Source organism: Alteromonas sp. 4NS20-0143, from assembly GCF_057542855.1.
In genome coordinates this window covers 280,712-306,445 of the sequence record NZ_BAAJLR010000006.1, presented here as the reverse complement: position 1 = coordinate 306,445, position 25,734 = coordinate 280,712, and the positions used below count along the sequence as shown (strand labels likewise).

Below are 25,734 nucleotides of genomic sequence, written 5' to 3'. Positions count from 1 at the left end.
CACAGGTGAAATTGATACCACAGCGCCAGCGCTAACCCTTGAGAATCCTGGCAGCACCGGTGACACCACGCCGACACTTTCAGGCACTACAGACCTTCCTGAAGGAAGCACGGTCACGCTTGTCGTAACAGATAGCGCTGGAAACACGCAACTTATCAATGCCTTGGTCGATGCAAATGGTCGCTTTAGGGTAGATGTGCCAAACGCACTAGCTGACGGCGACTTTACTGTTACCGCCAGAGCAACTGACAGTGCAGGCAATACCGCAAATGCTAATACAGCAGGCAATGTAGATAGCCAAGCGCCACTGTTAACCCTTGATCCACAAGGCGCTACCAGTGATGTTACTCCAACTATTACAGGTACTACCGACGTAGCTCCTGGCACACTGGTTACCATTACTGTGGTAGATGCCAACGGTAACTCGCAAAGTTTCCAAGCAGCCGTGCAAGGCGACGGAACATTCAGTGTCGATGTGCCTAGCGCTCTAGCTGAAGGCGACTTTACCGTTACGGCAACAGTAAGCGATGCACAAGGCAACACCGCGACGGCAAACGAATCAAATGGAAGTATTGATACACAAGCGCCTATTGTTACCGTTAACCCGTTAGATTCAGGTAATGACACTACGCCGGTTATTTCAGGTAATACAGATTTACCTGAAGGCGCTGTTGTTGTGATCACCGTGACTGACAGCAATGGCGACACGCAAACCATTAACGCATTAGTTGATGCAGACGGCAACTTTGCAACAGAGGTATTGTCACCACTGCCAGAGGGCGATTATAGCGTCGAGGTTACTGCAACAGATGATGCAGGTAATTCAACAACCGTATCTGAAGGCGGTGGCAATATTGACACCACCGCCCCTGTGCTTACTCTAAATCCGCAGGGCACAGGCAACGATGAAACGCCTAACATATCGGGCAGCACTGATTTAGCGCCGGGAAGCACAGTAACGTTAACCGTCACAGATAGCGCAGGTAATACACAAACCTTTGACGCCATTGTTGACGCAAATGGTGACTTCAGCGCGGATGTTCCAAACGCTCTACCGGATGGAAGCTACACGGTAACAGCAAGTGCCTCAGATGATGCGGGTAATACAACCACCACCTCTGATACCGGTACGCTAGATACAAGCGCACCTGCGCTAACGCTAGATGCGCAGGTCACAGTTAGCGATGCTACACCAACTATATCGGGTACGACTGACCTACCAGCGGGTTCAACCGTGACGCTTTCAGTCACAGACAGTGCCGGCAATACGCAAACCTTTACTGCACTTGTTGATGTAAGCGGCAATTTCAGCGCTGATGTGCCCGCACCTCTTGCCGAGGGCGATTACTCAGTAACAGCTACCGCGACTGACAGCAACGGCGATAGTGCTTCAGCCACCGACAATAACGGTATAGTCGATACCGTCGCCCCCGTTATCTCGCTAGATGCGCTGGGTTCAAATAACGATACTACGCCTACCATTTCGGGTGCTACTGACCTGGCAGCAGGCGAGAGCGTTACGCTTTCAATTACTGACAACGCTGGCAATACCCAAACTGTTACCGCAACAGTTGATGCAAATGGCAACTTTACTGTGGATGTGCCAGTTGCACTGGCCGAAGGGGACTATACGGTTACCGCAACGGCCACAGACGATGCTGGCAACAGTGCGTCAGACAATGCAACAGGCACCATAGACACCACAGCGCCTACCTTAACCTTAGACCCTCAAGGATTAGGCAATGATACAACGCCAACCATTTCGGGAAGTACAGATCTAGCCGAAGGTAGCGTGGTCTCCTTGGTTATCACAGATAGCGCAGGCAACATTCAAACAGTTACGGCGACGGTTGATGCAGCCGGAAACTTTACGGTTGATGTGCCCGCGGCCCTTGCTGAAGGCTCGTACACTGTTGAAGTCACAGCTACTGATGGGGCAGGCAACAGCACATCGATACTCGATAATTCAGGCGTTATCGACATCACGCCACCTGAGCTAAACCTTGACGAATTAACGCCAGAGAATAACGCTACGCCAACTATTTCTGGCACCACAAACCTTCCAGCTGGCGCCATTGTCATACTAACGGTGGTCGACAGTGCGGGTAACACGCAAACCTTTGCCGCAACGGTACAAACCGACGGCAGTTTTGCCGCCAATGTACCTTCGCCACTAGCTGAAGGTGACTATACGGTTACCGCAACCGCTCAAGACGCGGCTGGCAACCAAGGTTCTGATTCTGAAACGGGCGGTAGCGTAGATACCACAGCGCCTGTTATCACTTTGGATCCGCTTGGTGCGGGTAACGATAACACACCTACCATTAGCGGAAATACCGACCTAGCCGCAGGAAGCACAGTAACTATCACAGTAACTGACAGTGTTGGCACTGTGCAGACGTTTACTGCAACTGTTGATGCTAATGGCGACTTCAGCGCAGATGTGCCTAATCCTATGGCAGACGGAAGCTTCGACGTGACTGCAACGGCCACTGATGCTGCAGGCAATACTGCTACAGATACAGTGAGCGGCGACATAAACTCTGCCGCGCCCTCCCTATCCCTTGATCCTCTTGGGTCGGGCAATGACACGACGCCGACTGTTTCAGGTAATACCGACTTGGCGCCAGGTAGCACTGTAACGCTAACTGTGACTGACAGCGCTGGAAACACACAGACATTCAGTGCCATAGTGCAAGGTGATGGAAGCTTTACGGCTGATGTTCCTGCAAGCTTACCTGAAGGTGACTATTCTGTTACTGCCACCGCCACAGACGGTGCTGGCAACAGTGCATCGGTAACCGAAAATGGCGGTAACATTGATACCACAGCCCCATCGATAACCATCGATACACAAGGGCTTGGCAATGATGCAACGCCGTCTATTTCTGGCACCACAGACCTCAATGCTGGCGATACAGTTAGCATAAGCGTGACAGACAACGCTGGAAATACCCAAACATTTACAGCAACCGTTCAAAACGATGGCACTTACAGTGCTGATGTTCCTGCCGATTTAGCTGAGGGTAGTTTCAGCGTGACTGTCACTGCAACTGATGATGCGGGTAATTCAGCAACGGCAATAGATAACAACGGCGTCATAGATACAGCAGCCCCTACCTTAACGTTGGACGCACAAGGCCTAACCAACGACGCTACACCGACTATATCGGGAACCACCGACTTAGTTGCGGGCAGCACGGTAAGCATCAGCGTGACTGACAGCCAGGGCAATACGCAAACTTTCACTGCCATCGTTCAAGCAAACGGTAGCTTTAGCGCTGATGTGCCGGTTGACCTTGCAGAAGGCAATTACACAGTAGAAGTTGCGGCAACTGATGATGCAGGTAATCAAAACACAGCGGTTGATAACAACGGAACAGTTGACACCACCCCACCTGTTATCAACTTAGATCCAGTGGCTAGCGGCAATGACGCAACGCCAGTATTAAGCGGTACTACCGACTTGCCAGAGGGAGCAGCAATTACACTGGTTGTCACCGATGCAGGCGGTAACATACAGAATCTTACTGCTACGGTAAACGCCGATGGCACTTTCTCAGTTGAAGTACCCAGCGCGCTTGTTGATGGCGATTACGATGTAACAGCCAGTGCGAGCGATGCTGCGGGCAATAGCACGACTGTGTCAGATAGCGGCAATATTAATGCAAGCGCCCCGGACATTACCCTAGATGCCCTTGGCCAGACAAACGACGCTACGCCTCTTATTTCTGGCACAACTAACGCACCAGTTGGTGCCATTGTCACCTTAACAGTGACAGATAGTGCTGGAGCAGTTCAAACCTTTACTGCAACAGTACAAGGAGATGGCACCTTCAGCGCAAGCGTACCGTCAGACCTGGCAGAAGGTAGCTACACAGTTGTCGCAGAGGTGACTGACGGCGCGGGTAATACCGGCTCTGACTCTGAAACTGGCGGTGTAGTAGATACTACATCACCGGCTATTGATGTGGCAGACCCTGGAATTGGCAATGATGCAACGCCAACCATTAGCGGAACGACAGACCAACCAGCCGGAAGCACGGTTTCAATTACCGTCACCGATAACGCTGGCAATATTCAAACCTTTTCAGCCACCGTACAAGGTGATGGCTCCTTTAGTGTAGATGTACCTGCCGCTTTGGCTGAAGGTAGCTACACAGTTCAGGCAACGGTGGTTGATGAAGCAGGCAATACAGCGTCCGACGCTGAAACCGGCCTCATCGACACCATTTCACCTGTTATTACGCTGGACGAGCCGGGTACAGTTAGCGACTCAACCCCAACCATTAGCGGTACCGTAGATTTACCGCAAGGTTCCACGGTGCAAATAACTGTTGTTGATAGTGCCGGTAATACCCAAGTGTTCTCTGCACTGGTTGCCGCGGGCGGCGTATTCTCTGCCGACGTGCCAGCGGCAATGGCTGAAGGAAACTTCACTGTTTCAGCAAACGCCACTGATACAGCAGGCAACAATACAACCGATAACGAGGCAGGCGTAGTTGATACACTTGTACCTACACTTACTATAGATGTTGCAGATACCACTAACGACGCGACGCCACTCATTACAGGTACATCCGATGAACCTGCGGGCTCTGTGGTTACTATTTTGGTAACGGATAGTGCTGGTGAGACTCAGATCTTAAATGCAGTGGTACAGGCCGATGGGTCTTTCTCTATCTCCCCAGGTACCGATTTAACGGAAGGCGACTTCACGGTAAGCGCTACTATCAGTGATGAAGCAGGTAATACAGCGACTGCCGATGATACAGGAAGCGTAGACACTACAGCACCATCACTAACCTTAACGCCACTTGAGGAAGGCAATGACACAACGCCTACCCTATCTGGTAGCACAAATCTTGCGCAGGGTAGTGAAGTTACTCTTGTAGTAACTGACAGCGCAGGAAATGTTCAAACCATCACAGCTACAGTTGATGTAAATGGAAACTTTACTGTGAATGTGTCTGCGCCTTTAGCTGAAGGGGCATACAATGTTGAAGCCACGGCGAGTGATGAAGCGGGTAATAGCACTACCGTCGCAGACAACACAGGCATTATTGATACAACAGCCCCTACTCTATCGTTAGATACACTGGCCTCTGACAGCGACACAACGCCTACAATATTAGGGAATACGGATCTGCCTGCAGGCGCCACGGTAACGATTACGGTTACAGACAACGCAGGTGCAAGCCAGACTTTCGAGGCAACCGTTCAAGGAGACGGCAGTTTCTCGGCCGAGGTGCCTAATCCAATGGCTGAAGGAGGCTATACCGTCACCGCCATTGCCCAAGACCCTGCAGGCAATGAGACTACTGCCACTGAAACAGGCGGTAGCGTAGACACTACCGCGCCGACTATCAACTTAGATGCACAAGGCACAGGTAACGATACAACGCCAACGATCACCGGTAGCACCGATTTAAGCCCAGGTAGTTCAGTGACCATAATCGTCACCGACAGCGCAGGAGCAGAACAGACATTTACGGCTATTGTCGATAGCGTTGGTAATTTCAGCGCTGACGTGCCCAATACAATGGCAGACGGAAACTTCGATGTTACTGCTAGTGCCACCGATACTGCTGGAAACTCAGCGTCTGATACTACCAGCGGAAACATCAATACGGCCGCACCAGACTTAACCTTGGACTCGCTTGGTACAGGAAACGACACGACACCGACCATTTCCGGTACTACAGATATTGCGCCAGGCAGCACTGTATCTATCAGCGTTACCGATAATGCTGGTAATACGCAAACCTTCGACGCCATTGTTCAAGCCAATGGGACCTTCTCTGTAGATGTGCCAGCAGCCTTATCTGAAGGTAATTATTCAGTCACCGCAACTGCGACAGATGGCGCGGGTAACACGGCAACCGCAAACGGAAATGGCGGTGTTATCGATACTACTGCGCCTGCTGCGCCTACTGTCGATGCAGGCAATGGTACTGAAATTACCGGTACCGCCGAAGCAGGCGCTGTCGTAAACGTAGACGTTGACGGTGATGGCACACCTGATTTCATGGTTATTGCTGATGGCGATGGTAACTGGTCAGTAACACCCACCACACCGCTAGCAGATGGTGTAGTTGTAACGGCAACAGCGACTGATGAAGCTGGCAATACGAGTAGTCCGGCGTCTGATACGGTAGACGCTGTTGCGCCAATCGTTGCCTTTAACGACCTAACGACAAACGACACCACACCTGCACTTACCGGTTCGGTAGACGATCCAACCGCCATCGTGGTCGTTACCATTAACGGTACAGACTATACCGCGACAAACAATGGTGATGGCAGCTGGACACTGGCTGACGATATCGTTTCCGCGCTGGCTGAAGGTAGCTATGCCGCTACGGTTACTGCTACTGATGCCGACGGCAACACCGGAACTAACTCTGGTACTGTGGTGATTGACACCACCGCTCCAGCAGCGCCTACCGTCGATGCAGGTAATGGCACTGAAATTACGGGTACTGCGGAAGCAGGCGCAACCGTAAATGTGGACGTGGATGGCGACGGCACGCCAGACTTCATCGTCATCGCAGATGGCGATGGAAATTGGTCAGTAACACCCACTACACCACTGGCCGATGGTGTGGAAGTTACGGCTACCGCCACTGATGAAGCAGGCAATGTCAGTGCACCAGCGTCTGATACGGTAGACGCTATTGCACCAGTCGTTACAATCAACGACTTAACTACTAATGACGCTACACCAGAGCTAACCGGTACGGTTGACGACCCAAGCGCTATCGTAATCGTGACTATTGATGGTGTGGACTACACCGCAACTAACAATGGTGATGGAAGTTGGACGCTGGCTGACGATGCAGTGGCTGCACTTGCAGATGGTAGCTATACCGCTACCGTTACTGCCACGGATGCCGATGGCAATGTGGGTTCAAATTCAGGAACGGTAGTTATTGATACTACACCACCTGCAATCCCTACTGTGGATGCCGGCGACGGCACAGAAATTACCGGTACCGCTGAAGCAGGCGCAACCGTCAATGTGGACGTGGATGGCGACGGCACGCCTGATTTCACCGTCACTGCAGATGGCGACGGCAATTGGAGTATTACGCCTGATACACCGCTTGCCGATGGCGTAATCGTGACCGTAACAGCAACGGACGCAGCGGGTAACATTAGCAACCCAGCCTCAGACATGGTTGATGCGGTCGCGCCAGTGGTTGACTTCAACGACTTAACAACCAATGACACCACACCAGCGCTTACTGGTTCGGTTGACGACCCAACAGCCACGGTGGTCGTTAACATTAACGGTATTGACTACCCCGCCACCAACAACGGTAATGGCACGTGGACACTGGCTGATGATGCTGTGGCAGCTCTTGCTGAAGGTAGCTATACCGCAACCGTTACTGCAACCGACCCTGACGGTAACGTCAGCACAAATACTGGTACAGTGGTAATTGATACCACAGCACCAGCAGCACCTACTGTGGATGCAGGCAACGGCACCGAAATTACTGGTACCGCCGAAGCGGGCGCTACTGTGAATGTAGACATAGATGGCGACGGCACGCCTGATTTCACGGTCATCGCTGATGGCGACGGCAACTGGAGCGTTACGCCTGATACTCCATTGGCTGATGGCGTTGTGGTTACCGCAACAGCCACAGATGAAGCGGGCAATACCAGCGGACCTGCGTCTGATACCGTAGATGCTATAGCACCAGTAGTGGCAATTAATGACTTAACCACCAACGACACAACACCAGCGCTGACAGGTACGGTTGATGATGCGACAGCGACCGTTGTGGTTACCATTGACGGAAATGACTACACCGCCACTAATAACGGTAACGGCACGTGGACGCTGGCCGATGATGTAGTTGCCACACTTGCTGAAGGCAGCTATACCGCAACCGTTATTGCAACCGACCCTGACGGTAACGTCAGCACCAATACAGGCACAGTAGTGATTGATACCACTGCGCCTACGGTTGCAATAAACGATCTAACCACCAACGACACCACGCCAGAACTAACGGGTACAGTGAACGACCCCAATGCAGTTGTCGTGGTCACTATCGACGGGAATGACTACAACGCTACCAACAACGGGGACGGCACATGGACGTTAGCCGATGATGTAGTCGCAACCCTTGCAGAAGGTAGCTATCCAACGTCAGTGACTGCAACAGACGCCGCAGGTAACACTGTCACCAACACGGGCACGGTGGTAATTGATACTACCGCGCCCACGGTTGCAATAAACGATCTAGCCACCAACGACACCACGCCAGAACTCACCGGTACGGTAAACGACCCTAATGCGGTTGTGGTAGTCACCATTGACGGGAACGACTATACCGCTACCAATAATGGTAACGGCACATGGACATTAGCTGATGACGTAGTCGCAACCCTTGCAGAAGGTAGTTACCCAACGTCAGTGACTGCAACAGATGCCGCAGGCAACACGGTAACTAATACAGGCACAGTAGTGATTGATACCACTGCGCCCACGGTGGTCATTAACGATCTAACCACCAACGACACCACGCCAGAACTTACCGGTACGGTAAACGACCCGAACGCGGTTGTGGTGGTGACGATTGACGGCAACGACTATACCGCCACTAATAACGGGGACGGCACATGGACGTTAGCCGATGATGTAGTTGCCACGTTAGCTGAAGGTAGTTACCCAACGTCAGTGACTGCAACAGATGCCGCAGGCAACACGGTAACCAATACAGGTACAGTGATAATTGATACTACCGCACCTACGGTTGCAATAAACGATCTCACCACCAACGACACCACGCCTGAACTTACCGGTACGGTAAACGACCCTAATGCGGTTGTGGTGGTGACGATTGACGGCAACGACTATACCGCCACGAATAACGGGGACGGCACATGGACGTTAGCCGATGATGTAGTTGCCACGTTAGCTGAAGGTAGTTACCCAACATCGGTAAGTGCAACAGACGCCGCGGGTAACACGGTAACCAACACGGGCACAGTAGTAATCGATACCACCGCGCCCACGGTTGCAATAAACGATCTAACCACCAACGACACCACGCCAGAGTTAACCGGTACAGTGAACGACCCCAATGCAGTTGTCGTGGTCACTATCGACGGGAATGACTACACCGCTACCAATAACGGTAACGGTACCTGGACATTAGCTGACAATATTGTCGCCTTACTTGCTGAAGGTAATTACACGGCTACAGTTACCGCTACAGATGCTGTAGGTAATTCTGACTCTGCTACAGGTACACTTGTCATCGATACCAGTATTGATGAAAACAATAACGGTCAGACGGTAACGTTCGATAGTATTTCAAACGACTCTGGAGTTGCTGGAGACTTTATTACTAGCGATAGCACGCTTATCTTCAATGGTACGGTGGACCTTGGTGACAATACTACCCTAACCGTTACCGTTGATGGCACTTCCTTTACCTTTGGTACTGACCCTGAACTGACTATTGATGGCAGCGGTAACTGGAGCCTTGATTTAACGGGCACAACGCTACCGGCAGGCACCTACGCAGTGGTAGCAACAGTCACAGACGAAGCAGGTAACTCGGCAAGCACAGCAAGCCAAAATGTTGTTGTACAGGCTCTCGATGCTATAAACGACGGTGACACCGTTGATATGGGCGAACCTGTGGTTACTGTAAACCCACCGGAAACCACCAGCGACGTACAGGTGATTGGCTTAGCAGAGTCTACAGGTGGCGTGGATGCAAGCGCCTCCTTTACCGTTTCCCCTAACCATGTAGGTGAAGTGTTAGTAGAGGTTGACCAAATAGCACTGGTTGCTGTTGCCGATGCCTACATTGTTGAGGTGTATGACGAGAGCGGTCAGCTTGTTTACCAAGGAGTAAGCGCAGATTCACAACTTGCAGATGTCGGTGGATTAGACATTTTTGATGTTACCGGCGACGAGACCATTTCGTTCACGTTATCAGGCCTTGATGCTGGTAACTACAGTGTGGTGGTCCGCAATGATGAGAACTTACTTGAAGACTTGTTAGACAACAGTAACGATGTTGACCTTGATGAGCTTGGTACAGCTGGCGTTGTACTTGGGCCAGACAATCAGGCGGTAGTTCTTGATACTATTGAAGCAACGTTAAATACCGGCGTTTTAGGTATTCCACTTGGTACGGTTGGCACCCAGGTAAGGGGAGTACTAGAGACACTTCTGGATACGACTACAGTCATCGGCGCAGGTCAGCTTGTTAATTTACTTACCGCCCCTCTTGATGCAATTGGCTTAACTGGCTTCCTTGATGACATTTTAAGTGTTGTTGCCGATGCATTGCTCAGCAATACGCTAACCCTATTGCAAGACACAGACATTACCACAACGTTAACAGAATACACCTACACGGGAGATTTAGTGGCCCAAGGCAACCTAATCGACGGTGATATTAGTGGTGTAGGCGCAGACACTATCTTAGACGGTGCTCAAGTTACTGTTGTTACTAATTCGGCAGGTGATAGCGTCAATGTGCCTGCAACAGGTACTATAACCATCCAAGGTCAGTACGGTGTGTTAGAAATAGCTGCAGACGGTACATACACATATACCGCCGACGGCGACCGCAGCGCCATTGGGCAAGATGAAGTGTTTAACTATACCTTATCAGATGGTGAAACCTCGGATATCGCGTCGCTTACCATCACTATATCTGGCAGCGACTTCCCGCCAGTAGTAGCCCAAACCGATAACAATGACATGGAACTGGGCGCACAAACTGCCATTGTGAATGCGCCAGTTACCGACAGCGACTTGCAAGTTATAGGCTTAGCAGAAGGCTCACCAGCGGCAGGTTCGCCAGAGGCTAGCACAACGCTTACCGTTGATGCTGGTTTCTTTGGCGAAGTGGTAGTCGAGGTCAGTCAAACAGCGTTAGTCGCAGTCGCTGATGCGTATCGTGTTGATCTTATTGATGCAGATGGCAACGTGGTCGCCACAGCGATGACGCCAGATAACCCGTTAATAGGTGATGTGGCAGGTGTAAACCTCATTGGAGTAACTGGCGACGATACGCTAGTGGCGAAATTCTCTGGGCTACCTGCCGGTGAATACACTGTGGTTGTTCGCAATGATGAAAGTGCACTTGAGACTTTATTTGATCAAGATAATGACGGCTCAATTACTCTCACTGAATTAGGTGATGGCGGCGTCGTTCTTGGCGAGGAGAACCAAGACGTTGTTTTGACTGCTGTAGAAGATGCATTAAACGGCACTAATGCAAGTGTACTCAGCGGGCTTGGTTTGGGTACGGTTGTACGCAACTTCATTCTGGAACCAGCGTTAGGCGGCGCGGACACCATAGGCGCAGGCGACTTGGTCAGCACTATAACTAATGGTCTAAACGCTCTTGGGTTGGGTCTTCTAGCAGATAGTGTGTTAGATACTGTCGCAGCGGCACTGCTAAGCAATACACTTACATTACTACAGTCTACCGATATAACTTCAACGCTAACTGAATATCAGTTTGAAGGTAGCACTACAACATCGGGTAATGTAATTGATGCCGCTAATACTGGCGATGTGGCCGATAGCATTGCCGAGGGCGGCGTAGTTACGCAAGTTACTCACACCAATGGGGAGTCGGTAACCGTATTGGGTACTGGACTGTCGGGCATTACCATTGAAGGCGACTATGGCGACCTCACCATCTTTGAAGACGGCAGCTACACCTATGTAGCTAACGGCGTACGTGACGGCTTGGGTAGTACGGATAGCTTCAGCTACACCATTTCAGATGGGACTAACACCTCTACGGCTAACCTCAACTTTAACCTTTCAGGGCAAGGAGTATCTGCGGACTCAGCGCGGGCAGAGCTGACCTATGATTTTGCTAGCAGCACGGGTTATGCTGAGGCAGATGCGCTTGAATACTCATGGCTGATTGGCGCCCTTGGTATTGTTATTCCTACCTCTGTAGATACTCAAAGCAACTCATTTACTGTAGCAACTGATACTACGATGGATCTTACTTTAACCGTGGATGGCGGAGACCTATTATCATTGGGCTCAGGACTGGATCTATTCATTGAGCGAGACAATAACGGTACATGGGAAGTTGTTGAAACCTTCTCCAGTGACCAGTTGATAGGCCTGCTCGGCCTTGATGGAAATGGTAGCTTTACTTCATTTGGTCTTACAGCAGGTGAATACCGAGTTACCATGGACGTGGATACAGGCTTAGCCAGTGCGCTTGGAGGTGTCAGTGTCGATTTGAGCTCTACCGTTCATTTCCTAGACCAATTTGTGGTTGACGAAGTACAAACCGCCACCGGCAATCTTTTCGAAAATGATGTGCTGTTTGGTCCAAGTTACGACGTAACAGTCTCTACTGATGGGGCTATTTTCCAAGACCCAACGGGCGGTATCACATTAACCGGTGAATTTGGTACGTTACAAATAGACGAAACTGGTGCTTACACCTATACCCCGGACAACACGCAAGCCGTATTTGGTGGGACCTTAACGGATACCTTTACTTACCGTATTGAATATCCAGACGGTACTGTCGAACAAGCAGAATTTAACGTATTTGTGACGGCATCCGGAGAAGGTGTTTCAACAGCACAAGCTATTAATACATCCGAGACTGTAAGTAGTTCGGGAATTATGGAGGCTACGTTGGTGGAGGCCCCGTGGGGGGAAAACACAGTGACTACCGAGCCTTTCCCTATCAACGATATGCTTTTCATTGCAATAACCCCTGAAATGCTTATACCGGAAGATACAATTACACTTCCTGAGGAAAAGTATCTAACAGCAGCGGGGCCTGTAACAGAAGTCAAAGACGACGTGGTCAATATTGATTTGCCGAAGGATACTGTCGTTTCACTATCGACTATTCCGACGTTGGAAGATAAGGCTGATATTTTAGCTAATGTAAACGAGTCCCTAACTCCACTTAGTTCAAAAGCATTGAGCCCTGAGATACTCATACCGGAATATACAATTACACTTCCGGAGGATGAGCATCTAACAGCAGTGGGGCCTGTAACAGAAGTCAAAGACGACGTGGTAAACATTGATTTGCCCAAGGATAGTGTCGTTTCACTATCGGCTATTCCGACGTTGGAAGATAAGGCTGATATTTTAGCTGATGTAAACGAGTCCCTATCTCCGCTTAGTTCAAAAGCATTAAGCCCCGAGATACTTATACCGGAAGATACAATTACACTTCCTGAGGAAAAGTATCTAACAGCAGCGGGGCCTGTAACAGAAGTTGAAAGCGACGTGGTCAATATTGATTTGCCGAAGGATAATGTCGTTTCACTATCGACTATTCCGACGTTGGAAGATAAGGCTGATATTTTAGCTAATGTAAACGAGTCCCTATCTCCGCTTAGTTCAAAAGCATTAAGCCCTGAGATACTTATACCGGAAGATACAATTACACTTCCTGAGGAAGAGCATCTAACAGCAGTGGGGCGTGTAACAGAAGTCAAAGACGACGTGGTCAATATTGATTTGCCGAAGGATAATGTCGTTTCACTTACGGCTATTCCTACGTTGGAAGATAAGACTGATATTTTAGCTAATGTAAACGAGTCCCTATCTCCGCTTAGTTCAAAAGTATTAAGCCCTGAGATACTTTTACCGGAAGATACAATTACACTTCCTGAGGAAGAGCATCTAACAGCAGCGGGGCCCGTTACAGAAGTTGAAAGCGACGTGGTAAACATTGATTTGCCGCAGGATGACTTAATATTACCGTCAACTTCGTCCAAATCAGAAGAAATGGACAGCGATAGTGAATCCACGGTTATATCAGGTGAACCTGTTCACACTGTGTCTAGTGAGAGTACTAGCGACATTGGAGTCGCCTCTCAAGTAGAGTCTGAAATATTAAGGACGGCAGTTGATAAATTTCCGCCTACCGATATTTAGAGAAGAAGTCATAAAAAGGCGCTTATTAACAACCAGTAGTATTGCTCTCAATATGGTTAAGCACTGCTTTTACCCAGTGACAGTATTAGAAAACGTATCGCCTGGTATGCCAGCCTATGATGACGAATTGTTTGGCCCAGTAGCCTCACTAATTCGTGCCCGTGACGATAAGCAAGCCATGGAAATTGCGAACGATTCGCGCTATGGACTTGGCGGCGGTATTTTTAGTACCGATACAGATAACGCCATTGCACTTGCTAAAAATGAGTTTGATACCGGTATGGTAAATATCAACGGCTATTCACTCGCCCAGCCTAACTTACCCTTCGGTGGTGTAAAAGACAGTGGTTATGGTCGAGAGCACGGCGGTTATGGTATTCGTGAGTTTGTGAATATCAAAACGATTATGGTAGCGAGTAACTAGGCAAGAGTTTTACCGAAGCAATCGACAAGCGAACGCGTTAGAGAGCTCAGCTAACATTCAAATCTCAAATACACATCCTAGATAAAAGGGGCATCGTGATAACGAGGCCCCTTACTTTATTTATCTTTTAACCCTTTGTTGCTGAAGGACTCGTGTTAAATCGCACAGTGCTGAACCCCAAAGATTAACTACTCACACGCCACAGAAAAGAAGTCCTTGGTATCTGAAACTTTTATCTGAGGAAATAATGCCACTAGCTTATCGAAGTAATGTTTTTGTGAAATCTTTTTTTCTAGCATTTGTCGCTGATGGTGGGGTAAGAATTCATAACCATTTTCAATAAAATAGTCTGCAAAAAGCTTATTCTCTGTATCATCATCAGTAAAGCTGCTGACTCCGTTGACTTCAGTTAATTTCAGGTCACTATAGCCTTGTAAGAAAAAGAAAAGTGGGTCAAACAATTCTTCATCGCTAATCTCTATCTTGCTTATCAGAGTGGAAAATAAATCGAACTTGCCTTGAAAAGCGAGTTGATTCAGTAAAATGTAGCTCTTTGAACTATCGTTAAAATCTAAGGTTTCGAGCCAGAGTGGGGCGCTACGCATTGATAATAGCGCTTGCTTGGCTTCCATACTCACCGGTTTCGGGAACAACCCGGCATTGCTCATCAACCGTCTCACTGTCTGTTTATCATTGCCTCTGTTTTCTAGATAGCCATCGGCGATCAATCCAATTAATACAGCTCTTTCATCATCGGTAAGTTCGGGAATAGTCAGCTCGCTTGGAGATACGTCACGAAGCGTTAGTCCTTCTGAAAAAATACGCATAGTTATATCTCTTAAGGCTTCTTTAACCGCACTCGTTGTGCCAACAAAGTCAGAAAAATTTCTTTCTACGTCACACAATTTAAACTCGATTGAATTTACCGCCTCTCGAGTCAAAGAGGTGGGCTCAAATAATTGCCACTCACCTTTTTTATACCGTCGTGATTCAATCCAATCAGAGGGTGCGTTGCATTGTTGGCTCTTTTTTCGTAATGCTTCTTGTGTTGGTGTCGATGCGAGTAAATCAATAGGTACATTGTTGGGCTCTAGTGTCTCGAGCACCGTATAATCGATGAATATTCCTAATTCGATAAGCTTGGATGCCGCTGCTGTCGCATTTGATGGTCCAAAAAAAGCGGGCATATCTTTCACTACAATGGTGGCATTTTCTTGCTGAATTAGTGCAATTATTTGCTTTAGTATGTTTCTATTTGGTTCATCTGAAATAGATTGATATAACGCATTCAACAAACTTGAAATAAACTGGTTCTGATACTTGCTTTCTTGAACTAGAAGTGAAGGGTAACGCTCCATTAACGCAAGAGATAACTCATAATAATCATACTCTAAACTCGATTTTATTAATCCTTTTATAGGTGAGATTTGCGGATCTTGCAATAGTTCGACTGGAATATGAGCTAGTGCGTTATCTATAGTAGAGATAACATCGTCGAGCGAGCGTTTTTCCACAATGGCCCGATTGATAGGCTTCACGTCAACATTAGCAAAAAGCTGCTCTGCACGAGTTTGAACCCGTTGATAACGGCCTGACTCAATCGTGCTTTGAAATTCTTTTAGTTGTGAAGCAACATGAGATGAAGAGCCTAACGTTGTAGTAGCTAACGGATATTGCTTTATAACCTCGTAAAAGGTGATAACGTTAAACCACTCCTCTGCGGGAAACGCGCCTACCTCCATCCAAATTGCGTCAGCGACAATTTCTTTGGGCTCTCCCGCCAAATAGGCTTGCATAGCTGCCTCTAGCGCCAACTTTCTACGCTTTTCTAAATCAGCACTACTCTCTTCAATTACTGAGTCGCACTCTTTATCGGAGAGCGTTTTTTCGGGAAATGGCAGAAGTACTAGCTTTGTGCCTTCTGGTGTCAGAGCATCATCTGTTCTATTTGTGACAGTTGCGTCTCTTGGAGCGGATTTTTTTTCGATAACGGGGCTTTCGGTGGTATTTTGTATATTGAGGTAGACTGCCGCAACCAGACAAGCCACAACGCCAATTACTATGATCAATTTCAAACTAACATCCTTATTCTTTTCTTACTTGAATTCAACAGCATTGTCAGTGCTAACTATTGAAGTCAAGTTATGTGCTTTTTGTGCTTTCTTCAATATGTTCAAGCACTGACGCTAAAACCTGTTGAGGGCTTTCTATTTGTGGGTAATGACCAATGTTTTCCAATTCTACAATATTGGGGTTAGGCATTAGTTCCCTATATCGGGCTGCCATATGAGCACCTGAAATAGGGTCCGCTGCGCCAATCGTTAAACGAATAGGAACTGTGGCATTTTGAAGTGCCGTCACCCAGCGCTCTCTGTGCTTTTTGCGTTGCTTCATGTAATCCAGCAGCAGGTGCATATATTTATGACCGTTGTTGGTGCTGATCAACGTCCAAAAATCATCAATGTCTTGTTTTGTTGGCGGTGTATTTTCGCCAAAAATACCCCGCATACTTTTTCTCACCGCGTTTTTATTTAAGAGGTGAATTAGCAGCCCACCTAAAGGTGATAGAAGAAGCTTTTGAATAGGCAGTGCTCGATGTGTTTCGGGAAAGAGGCCGCCATTTAAAAGGTGTAGGGTGTCAATGTGAAACGACAGCGTACCGTCTGCCTGCTGGGCCATAAGTTCTTGGGCAACAGTGTCGCCATAGTCGTGTGAAACCACATGGGCATTGGATACGTTTAGGTGTTTCAGTAGTGCGCAAATAGCACTTACTTGTTCAGTGATTTGATATTTAGTGGGCGCCTTACTACTGAATCCGAACCCCAACATGTCCAAGGTGATACAGCGAAAGTGTTGAGTTAGCGTGGGCCATAGCTTAACCCAGTCGTAACTTGCTGTTGGGTAACCGTGGATAAGCAGCAAAACAGGGCCTTGGCCATCAGTTCGGTAAAATAGCGCTTGTTGGTGATGAGTAAAATACTCGCCGCCGCTCTGCCATTTTGTTAACTGCATGTTTGAATGCCCTGTTCAGTTATTGGTTTGCTTCCTCACTACTGAGCAAATGGTAACGGGATCTCGGCGCCGTTAAGGTTAGCCTTTCCGTCTTTTAATACAAATTCTGCGTCGTAGCCATTTTCAGTTTGCTGGATAAAACCTTGTTCTACAAAGGTGTTTAACACCATGGGAACCTGTTGCGCTGCAAGGCTTTGCAGCTCTTCTGCTGTCATGCCTTGAGTTTGCGGATTAGCAGCAAGTTCAGCAACCATATACCCTGAAGCCATGCTTTCAACGAATGCTTTGTCGGCTTTAATTTCTGCATTAGCGAGTAAGTGGGACACCCAGTAGCTTGGATCTTCAAGGGTGTCTGGAAGCGCAGTAACACCCACGAGCTTTGAATTAGCCTTACCGGTAAAACTGCCTTCAGGTAAGGTCATGGCAAGCTTGGTAATATTAATTTCAGGCTCAGTTTGTAGCTGTTGTAATAAATTATCTTTGATAAACGCCTGAAGCTTTTCTGGCAATTCGTCGGCAGGCGTTGATAGCGTAGAATTGCTAAAATCTTGATAGGCTTTGATGAAATCTACATCAAGGTTGTTGATGGCAATGCCGATCACCATATCAGAGGCATCTTGTGCAGCACCTTCAACTTTGTCAACCGCATACTCAACATACACACTGGCCGTATTGGTGTCTTCATCAATATCCGTATTGGTAATGACACGTAGCGCTTCAACGAGAATGTTCGTTCCCGTTTCATCTGAAAATACCATTTCTTCAATGGCAATAGCCGCATCACCCTCAAACAGTTCACCGTTCATAGCCGCAAGCATATCGACGTCGTCGTTGTAGGTAATATCAGCGGTGGTGTTCAACATTTCAAATGAGAAAGCACCATCGTTCATAGTAAGTGACTCAGCCTGTCCCTGATAGCGAATGCCATCACCTTCATGTTTCGCTTCACCATTAAAGCCTGAAAAGTTTAGGGTTAGCTCGTCATCTACACCTTGTAGTGCTGGAATCGCATCGGAGTAATTTAGACCATTGAAAAGGCCTAACGTACCTTCGTTAAAATACAGAGGCACGTCTTCGGGCCAGGCTACATACTCGCGAAGCGCTTCACCTTGAACTGCGATATTGTATTTTACTTTTGCAATACCCACACCGTCACCAAAATAGATGGGGCCATGATAGGCGTTTACATTAGCGATTATGGTGGGGTTCTCCATGCTAACGTCTTGAGTGTTGTCCACTTGCTGCGCGGCTAATATACCGTTGATATCTAGCGCGATCTCTATTTGTGCACTGCTGCTAAACCAACCTTTGTCGTAAGACACTATTGATGCAGAATACAGCGGCTGTTCGTTTAACGCAGCAAGGGTGCTGCGTGTTTTTGTTTCAATGTTATTGCCGATAAAAGTGGGGGCAATTAAAAGCGCAGCAAGGGTAACTCCGCCGCCTAAAATGAATGCTTTATTCAAAGTACAGTCCTTTGTTTGTGTAATTAAAAATCAAAATTTAAAGCTTAATTTGCGTGTAGCCATTGGCGTCAGGCGTGCCGAAAAGCCGTGCCGCTTGGTGCACCTCATTGGGCAAACTGTCGTCGGGCTTAAATTTTCCAGCGACTTGGAATTTTTGCATGTCGGCTTGAATGGTTGCATCGATAGACAGCCCAAGCATATTTGGCTCATTTACGGTAATGCCAATATCGTCACCTTCGCAGCGAAGCTTAGCCGAATAGGTCCCAAAATCGATAGGGCCTTTGGTGCCAGCCACTGTCGCGTTTAGCCAGTCACCCGTGCCAGAGAGTGCGCGGCATGTTGGCCCGTAGTGCAACTCGTCTAACTTTACTTTAAAGCGGCCGCCTGCGTTAACTGGCAGCGGTAGCTGAACTTGAGCTAGCACTCTATCGACAGGCAAATACAGCGTAAATGCCTCTGTGCTTACCGATGTTTGACTAAATAGCCCTGTTGAAATTGGGCCTTCAAAAGCAATGTCGTTTTTATCGCGAATATTGCCTGCTTTTACATCAAGATTAATGCTGCCAATGAGCATGTAAAGCGGGTTTAATTCCCACTTTACATTGTTAATAGGAAGACCGTTTACCACCACAGTTTGAGCTTTTCCGCTAAACAGCGTTCCGCTCACGCCTTCAATAGAGACATTTTGCGGCAGTGTTATGCGGCCAATAACTTGAACCGCGGGCATGTAAGCAATGGCAAATAATAAAAACGCGATTATTCCGCCTACAATCCAGCTTATTTTTGACTTCATGCTTTACCTAATCGTAATCGACGAATTTTGATAAACCCTTCGGCATCCGCCGATGTTATATCTGCTTGTAAAATCACCACGCCCATACTTTCCATGGTTTTAAGCCACTCTAGCACATTGTTAAACGGCGCTTGGTCAACCCAAATTTGAAGCTCATCGTTTTGTGGCTGCATGCGCGAAATAGCGATGTCGTGCTTTGCTACCGTGCGATTGACTGCCTGCGGCAGCGAACCAGAAAAGCCTTGGCTAGTGCCAGAGACACGGCGCAGTTGTTTTGCTCTTGCGGCACTGTCTTTTACCCACACCAACAGTGACTGCTGATTATCGAGTAACTTTTGCTGCTGCGAAAGCGCATTGTTAAGGGGAGACCAAATGGCAAAATAAAATATGGCGATCACAACGAATACGCCAGATATCAGTACAAGCTTTTGCTCGCGCTCTGTCAGTGCTTTATATTTTTCTAATAGCGCGTTCATGACGTACTCCTAATAGACACTGTGCCAACAACACCGCTATCGCGATTATTTATCGCACCTTGCTCAACCAAAAAACCAGCCTGCTCGGCGGTTTTCTTAAACTGCTCCAGTGCTTCAAAACTTTTGCCTTCGGCCTGAATGCGTATTTCAGTGCGACTGGCGTCAAAGCGAAGGGTTTGCGGTTTGACGTCAGTGGCAGCAAATGCTGGAGAAAGCTGGTCTAGCATAATTAGCATGGACGCATTGCCGCCACCTTGTTCTAATTTGGCCATCTCACTTTGCAGCTTGCGGCGCACATCTCGGTAGGTGCCAATATTGGGAAAGCCACTTTTCACAGTATTGCTAATTTCACTGCGCAAAGTGTCGTTTTGCGACTGTAATTGATACAGCGTGGCGGTTTTATCAATTAAGCTTGTGCACAGTACCAGCACCGCTAACACAGCAGCTACGCGCCATTGCGACAGCGCACTGCTGCGTTTGCGTTTAACTTTGTATTCGCCTTGGCATAAGTTAAAACTTGTAGCCGTTGCCTCTTTAGCAAGCACCTGCATAGGAAGCTCTAAAGGCGTTTCGGTTTCTTCTATATTGGGCAAACCAGATAGGTCGATACCGGCATAATTAGTCACGCTTACGGGTGTCGAATGCTGTGAAGTAAAGTGAGCGAGTGTTGGCAGTAGCCACTGCTGCTCGCCTTGAATGCCTTTGAAATTATCCTGGCGAACTAATAGCTGATCACCGAGAGTTAATATAGACCAACCGTCTGCTGTGTGAGGCACTGCGAGTACATCTGGAATAATGGTGTCACACGCCAAATTAGCGTCTTGCAGCCATAGTTGCCATTGCTGCATTTTTTCATGACTCACAATAGCGACCGCTTGCTCGTTACCCACTTTGGGGCCTAATGCAAAAAACTGCTGACTAATATCTGTGGCAAGCTCTTCTTCAAGCATATAGGGCAGTGCGGCAATCACTTTTCTGCCAGCTCGCGGTGGCAGTGTTACCCATTTGAGTAAAATGTCGCTGCTTGGCGCTAATGCAATAACGCTTCGCTGGCCAGTGCGCTCTGTAAGCGTACTTAATGCGTCGGCATTCTCTAACTCGCCCGATGCCATTATTTCATCATCGGCAGTTGAGTAAACCAACCAGCTGACGGCGTCGCTTTTATTCGCGCCCAGCCTTACCAGTAGTTGTTCCATTATTGTGTTCCTCCGAACTCGCGCCTCAGTATGTTCACGCCGTTGTCTGTGCTTACTTGAAACACGGTGGAAAGCTTAAACGTTGCTTTATTATATTTAGTTTTTGTATGCAAAATAAAATACTCGGTTTTAACCGTGAACCAGTCTCTGCGCGAATTAGACAGGGTCAGTGCTTGTATAGCCGGCTCGTTCAAAAAGTCGTCCACCTTGTCCCATCCTTCTCGGGGCCTATTAGCTAAAAGGCTGGTGGCTTGCTGCAAATCTAATCCGGTAAGCCCAGCTAAAAGCGGCGCTTCTTCTTCGTCTAATGTGTTGACGTTTATTTTTAACTCGTCGTTATCCGGAATAACGCACACTAATGGTAGAACGTTGCCCAGCCACTGTGGTGATGCGCCATTTATAATACGCAATTCACTGGTAGATGCCAGTGGGCCATTAGCCGCTAAATAAGGAAACTCTCGAGATTCATATTCACTGTCCTCAGCGCCCAAGGAGCGTTGGTTATCGTCCTCATCTACCCAATCGGCTAAACCGTCTCGAAACGTATCTGCGGTATAGCTGTCAAGGCCGTCTATCCCAAGTGCCAACAGCATACTGCTAAACGCCTCCATGGCTTCGGAAGTATCTCTTGAGCTGTTGGGGTTTGTGCCAACCTCACCAGAGTTGATTGCATTAAGGTTAAAGCAGGCTCGCAAGTCTTTTAAGTTGGCGGTAAGCCCACCGCCTTCCAAGGGGTAAGCAAATTCTTGTGCCCAAGGTTGATCAAGGGATATCTTGTCTGGCGTCTCTTCAATCAGCGTTTTAATCGATTTCCTCGCAAAAGCTTCTGCGCCCAAGGCATACCAATACGCCTGATTATTGTCTTTTAAGTTCATAGTGCGCTGCACTTGAAGCTGCAGCCGAGTGCCCATTTCAGTGGCTAAAACCGCCACTAGGGCAACAATCATAAGCACTATCATCAGTGCCACACCTTGCTGCTTTGCTGGCGACTGAAGGCGAGGTGCTTTTCTTTGAGAGGACTTTGCTCGAGACGATCTTATACGTGCCGATTTTGCACGCGTCGATTTTTCAACACTCGCTTTTAAATAAGAGCTATGCTTCACTGCGAGTCACCACTAACAAGGGTGAATTCACGACGAAGCATACCAAAGTCTTTGCTCACGAACTCAATAGCGACGGCTCGTGGAAGCACAGTGTCTTGGTATTTTTCGCTCCACTTAATATCGTCATCGTCTTTTATCGTCGACGAGGCACTGTTGCCAGATAAAAACTCAACCTTAAAGCTCTCAATATTGTCAAGCAGTACACGAACCTTTGGCTCGTAGCCAATCACGTTATCAACGTAATTGCTGTATAGGCGTTCTAATTTATTATCCCGTAATCGATAAGCCACATACTGTAGGGTACTGCGAGGCAGCATTAATTGGGGGTTATGCCAACCGCCGCGAACAAAACCGATGCCGTCGTCATCACTGCCGTCTACTTCACCGCCGGCCATCACTATTTCCTGTTTTTCACCGTTCGCGCGAACTGGCCTTGATACTGCCTGCTGGATATCACGCTCTATGGTCACCATGGCCCGCTGTAGAAGCTGCAGTTTTTCAAAACGCTCTTGTGACAAGTTATTGCTGTCTATCACCGTGGTGAGTAAGCCCGTGGACGCTAAGCCAATAAGCGTAAAAATGGCCATGGCCACTAAAATTTCAATGAGTGTAAAACCGCGCTGCATCAATTTAGCTCTTCGAAGGCTTGGCGACGAACGTAGTTACTGAGGTTACAGTACTCACGTAATTTTTATCTTCACCAACAGAAATGGTGACCGCGCGCAAATCTGCGTCGTTAGTTTTGGTGACTGTTTGTTGCCAAAACCACGTACGGTCTGCCATTTCCATGCTGCCTTTTAAGTTGTTTTTTGGCGGCCATGTGGTTTCAAGCTGAAGCTGGTTTAATCGATTGCTCGCCACCCAGTTAGCAAAAGTCACGGATTCAATTTGCCCGACGCTGGATAAGTGATCGCCAGCGGCTTTTAAAATAGCGGTACCTGTTAATGCAAAAATGAGCAGCGCCACCATCACTTCAAGTAGCGTTAGCCCTTTTTGTTTATCTTTATTAAGAGTTGCGCGCTGGTGCATACTCATAGCGGACTCTCCAGCGGCCCTTCAAGCGCAAGGGGAGGAAGGTCTTTATTTTGCAGGCTGAAGTAAACGGGCTCGTCGCCCTCATCGCCATTGTAATTGAACGACAAGGTAAACGGGGTTACATCGCCGCTCGACATAATAAGTATTTGGGGGGGAGGCAGCTTTTTATCTTCGTCACTGCCTATTTCAACACCGTCTTCTGAGACACTAAGGTTTTCATCAAACAACTCTCGGTCGAAAAGCTGATCTTCAACCACCCAAGGTAAGTCATCTAAATTTAGGGTAAGCGTGAAAGGCTCGGGCAGGGTGTGCACTGCGTATACGTCCTCACCCTCAATGCGCTGCCACTCGTCGTCATCATCAAGATAAACAAAGTAATACTCGTTATCTTTTTGCTCAACGCGCACGCCAAGCTGCTGCTGATTAAGCACGGCAAAATCGCTGGCCATATCCACAATAACTTGCAGCCGCTGAGCTTGGCTTTTAAGCAGGTCTGTTTTGCTGGCACCAAAGGCATTAAACATAACATAGCCAGCAGCTAAGCCCATAAGCAGCAGCACTAACATGACTTCTAATAAGGTGAAGCCGTTTGATGTTGTTTGAGTACTGCCACGCTTGTACATAGTGTGCTTGAGTTACGCCTAGTTGAGGTATTCGTTAATATTCCAGTTGCCGATATCGTCATCGGTACCGGGTTCGCGGTCTGGGCCGTTAGAGAAAATATCAACTACGCTAAGCTCTCCTGGGCTAATAAGTGCGTAAGGGTTTCCCCATGGATCTTCTGGTAGGCGCTTAATAAAACCGCCTTCTGGATAGTTGCGCGGAATAGGGTCTAAGGTTGGCGCTGTCACTAAGGCATCAAGGCCTTGCTCGGTAGTAGGAAAGCGATTGTTGCGCAGCTTATACATTTCAAGTGCACTTTCTAGCTGCTGAATATCTACCGCCGCTTTTTTAAGCTGGGCTTCTTCTTGGTTTCCCAAAATTTGAGGTGCCACCATTGATGCCATAATGCCGATGATTAACAGCACCACCATTACTTCAATCAAACTAAATCCAGAACTACGTTTTAAAGATTTCATTACATATTCACCATGTTATTCAATGCTAAAATTGGCTGCAGAATTGCCATTACGATAAACAATACAATCCCTGCCATTGTGACTATCAATAAAGGTTCAAACACTTTTAGTGAGACACCAATAAGCGACTCGAATTCCCTATCTTGATTATCTGCGGCCCGGGCGAGCATTTGTTGCAATTCACCCGACTTCTCACCCGATGCAATCATATGCATCATCATAGGTGGAAATATTTTTGTATTATCCAATGCTGCTCTCAGGCTGCTACCTTCTTTAACGTTTATAGCGGCATCGGCAACTTGGTTCTTAATATGCTGGTTCTCAAGCACATCACCAGAGATTCGCATTGCCTCTAATAGCGGCACTGCACTGGCACTAAGAATACTGAGAGTACGGGCGAATCGCGCCGTATTGAGGCCGCGGGTTACCTTTCCAATGAGCGGTACTTTTAATAGTGCCTTGTGATAGCGCAGCTTCATTAGCTTTTGTTGCAACACACGCTGCATAATGACAACGAGTACCGCGATAGCTATCAATAAAAACAGGCCATAGTTTTGTAGCCATGTACTCAATGAAATAAGAAATTGGGTAATACCGGGAAGGTCCTGACCCATGTGGTCGAATTGCCCCACAATTTTGGGTACCACCACGGTAAGCAATAGCAGCACAATGCCCATGGCAAAAAACAGCATGAGTGAGGGATAGACTAGCGCTTGGGTTATTTGACTGCGGGTTTGCTGACGTCGTTCGGTGTAATCAGCCAACCGATTTAATACGGTGTCTAAGTGACCTGATTTTTCACCTGCCGCCACCATAGAGCGATAGAGGTCGTCAAAAACACTGGGAAATTCACCTAGTGCGTCGGCAAGGCCATGGCCTTCAACTACCTTACTGCGCACCGCCATCATCATATTTTTTTGACGTGGTTTTTCACACTGCTCGGCAACGGCTAATAGGGCCTCTTCAACGGGCAATGCAGATTCTACCAAGGTGGCCATTTGGCGAGTAAGTAGCGCTAAGTCAGAGGCAGATATGCGCGGTTTGAAAAGCGAGAAGCTAAACCCCGAGCCATTATTTTGCGCACGCTCAGCTACCTGTTCTACATCGAGTGGAATTAAGCCTTTCTCGCGAAGCTGTTGGCGCACTTGCCGTGCATTATCGCCCTCAAGTACACCACTTTCATTTTTACCGCGGGCATTGACCGCTTTATAAGCGAACGCTGCCAT

General features: G+C 48.0%; 13 protein-coding genes and 1 pseudogene. 2 read left to right on the top strand and 12 right to left on the bottom strand.

Annotated elements, in window-relative coordinates:
* Positions 1-13,924: BapA/Bap/LapF family large adhesin (locus AC27HD_RS14250; protein WP_487106656.1), on the top strand; the 13,924-nt coding region annotated here is incomplete at its 5' end.
* Positions 13,925-13,991: 67 nt separating this feature from the next.
* Positions 13,992-14,348 (top strand): annotated as a pseudogene (locus AC27HD_RS14245) (aldehyde dehydrogenase family protein); the annotation flags it as partial.
* A gap of 188 nt (positions 14,349-14,536) precedes the next feature.
* Here the strand turns inward: AC27HD_RS14245 and AC27HD_RS14240 are convergent.
* The 12 genes from AC27HD_RS14240 to gspF all read right to left on the bottom strand — a co-directional run bounded on the left by AC27HD_RS14240 (position 14,537) and on the right by gspF (position 25,734).
* Positions 14,537-16,423, bottom strand: a complete 1,887-nt coding sequence (locus AC27HD_RS14240) for a hypothetical protein (RefSeq protein ID WP_032095331.1) — start codon at positions 16,421-16,423, stop codon at positions 14,537-14,539.
* A 67-nt stretch (positions 16,424-16,490) separates the two neighbouring features.
* On the bottom strand, positions 16,491-17,360 hold the full coding sequence (locus tag AC27HD_RS14235; protein ID WP_487106653.1) for an alpha/beta fold hydrolase: 870 nt from the start codon (positions 17,358-17,360) through the stop codon (positions 16,491-16,493).
* A 38-nt stretch (positions 17,361-17,398) separates the two neighbouring features.
* A complete protein-coding gene (locus tag AC27HD_RS14230) occupies positions 17,399-18,826 on the bottom strand; it encodes a YdgA family protein (RefSeq protein WP_032095333.1) in 1,428 nt (475 codons plus the stop codon).
* 37 nt (positions 18,827-18,863) lie between these two features.
* On the bottom strand, positions 18,864-19,619 hold the full coding sequence (locus tag AC27HD_RS14225) for a type II secretion system protein N (RefSeq protein ID WP_032095334.1): 756 nt from the start codon (positions 19,617-19,619) through the stop codon (positions 18,864-18,866).
* A complete protein-coding gene (gene gspM / locus AC27HD_RS14220; RefSeq protein ID WP_032095335.1) occupies positions 19,616-20,095 on the bottom strand; it encodes a type II secretion system protein GspM in 480 nt (159 codons plus the stop codon). Before gspM ends, AC27HD_RS14225 begins: the two co-directional genes overlap by 4 nt.
* Entirely contained in the window at positions 20,092-21,291 is a 1,200-nt protein-coding gene (gspL, locus tag AC27HD_RS14215; protein WP_487106650.1) for a type II secretion system protein GspL, read from the bottom strand. Before gspL ends, gspM begins: the two co-directional genes overlap by 4 nt.
* The gene (gene gspK / locus AC27HD_RS14210; RefSeq protein WP_487106679.1) at positions 21,291-22,331 is read right to left on the bottom strand and encodes a type II secretion system minor pseudopilin GspK; all 1,041 of its coding nucleotides are present in this window, start codon (positions 22,329-22,331) and stop codon (positions 21,291-21,293) included. The genes gspL and gspK overlap by 1 nt, the downstream gene beginning before the upstream one ends.
* 59 nt (positions 22,332-22,390) lie before the next feature.
* Positions 22,391-23,020, bottom strand: a complete 630-nt coding sequence (gene gspJ / locus AC27HD_RS14205; protein WP_487106648.1) for a type II secretion system minor pseudopilin GspJ — start codon at positions 23,018-23,020, stop codon at positions 22,391-22,393.
* A 4-nt stretch (positions 23,021-23,024) separates the two neighbouring features.
* A complete protein-coding gene (gene gspI / locus AC27HD_RS14200; RefSeq protein ID WP_487106646.1) occupies positions 23,025-23,429 on the bottom strand; it encodes a type II secretion system minor pseudopilin GspI in 405 nt (134 codons plus the stop codon).
* Positions 23,426-24,052, bottom strand: coding sequence for a type II secretion system minor pseudopilin GspH (gspH, locus tag AC27HD_RS14195; protein WP_487106644.1), 627 nt, complete (start codon positions 24,050-24,052; stop codon positions 23,426-23,428). The genes gspI and gspH overlap by 4 nt, the downstream gene beginning before the upstream one ends.
* Positions 24,053-24,070: 18 nt before the next feature.
* On the bottom strand, positions 24,071-24,508 hold the full coding sequence (gspG, locus tag AC27HD_RS14190; RefSeq protein WP_032095339.1) for a type II secretion system major pseudopilin GspG: 438 nt from the start codon (positions 24,506-24,508) through the stop codon (positions 24,071-24,073).
* Positions 24,508-25,734 (bottom strand): type II secretion system inner membrane protein GspF, encoded by a 1,227-nt coding sequence (gspF, locus tag AC27HD_RS14185; protein ID WP_032095340.1) that lies wholly within the window; start codon positions 25,732-25,734, stop codon positions 24,508-24,510. Before gspF ends, gspG begins: the two co-directional genes overlap by 1 nt.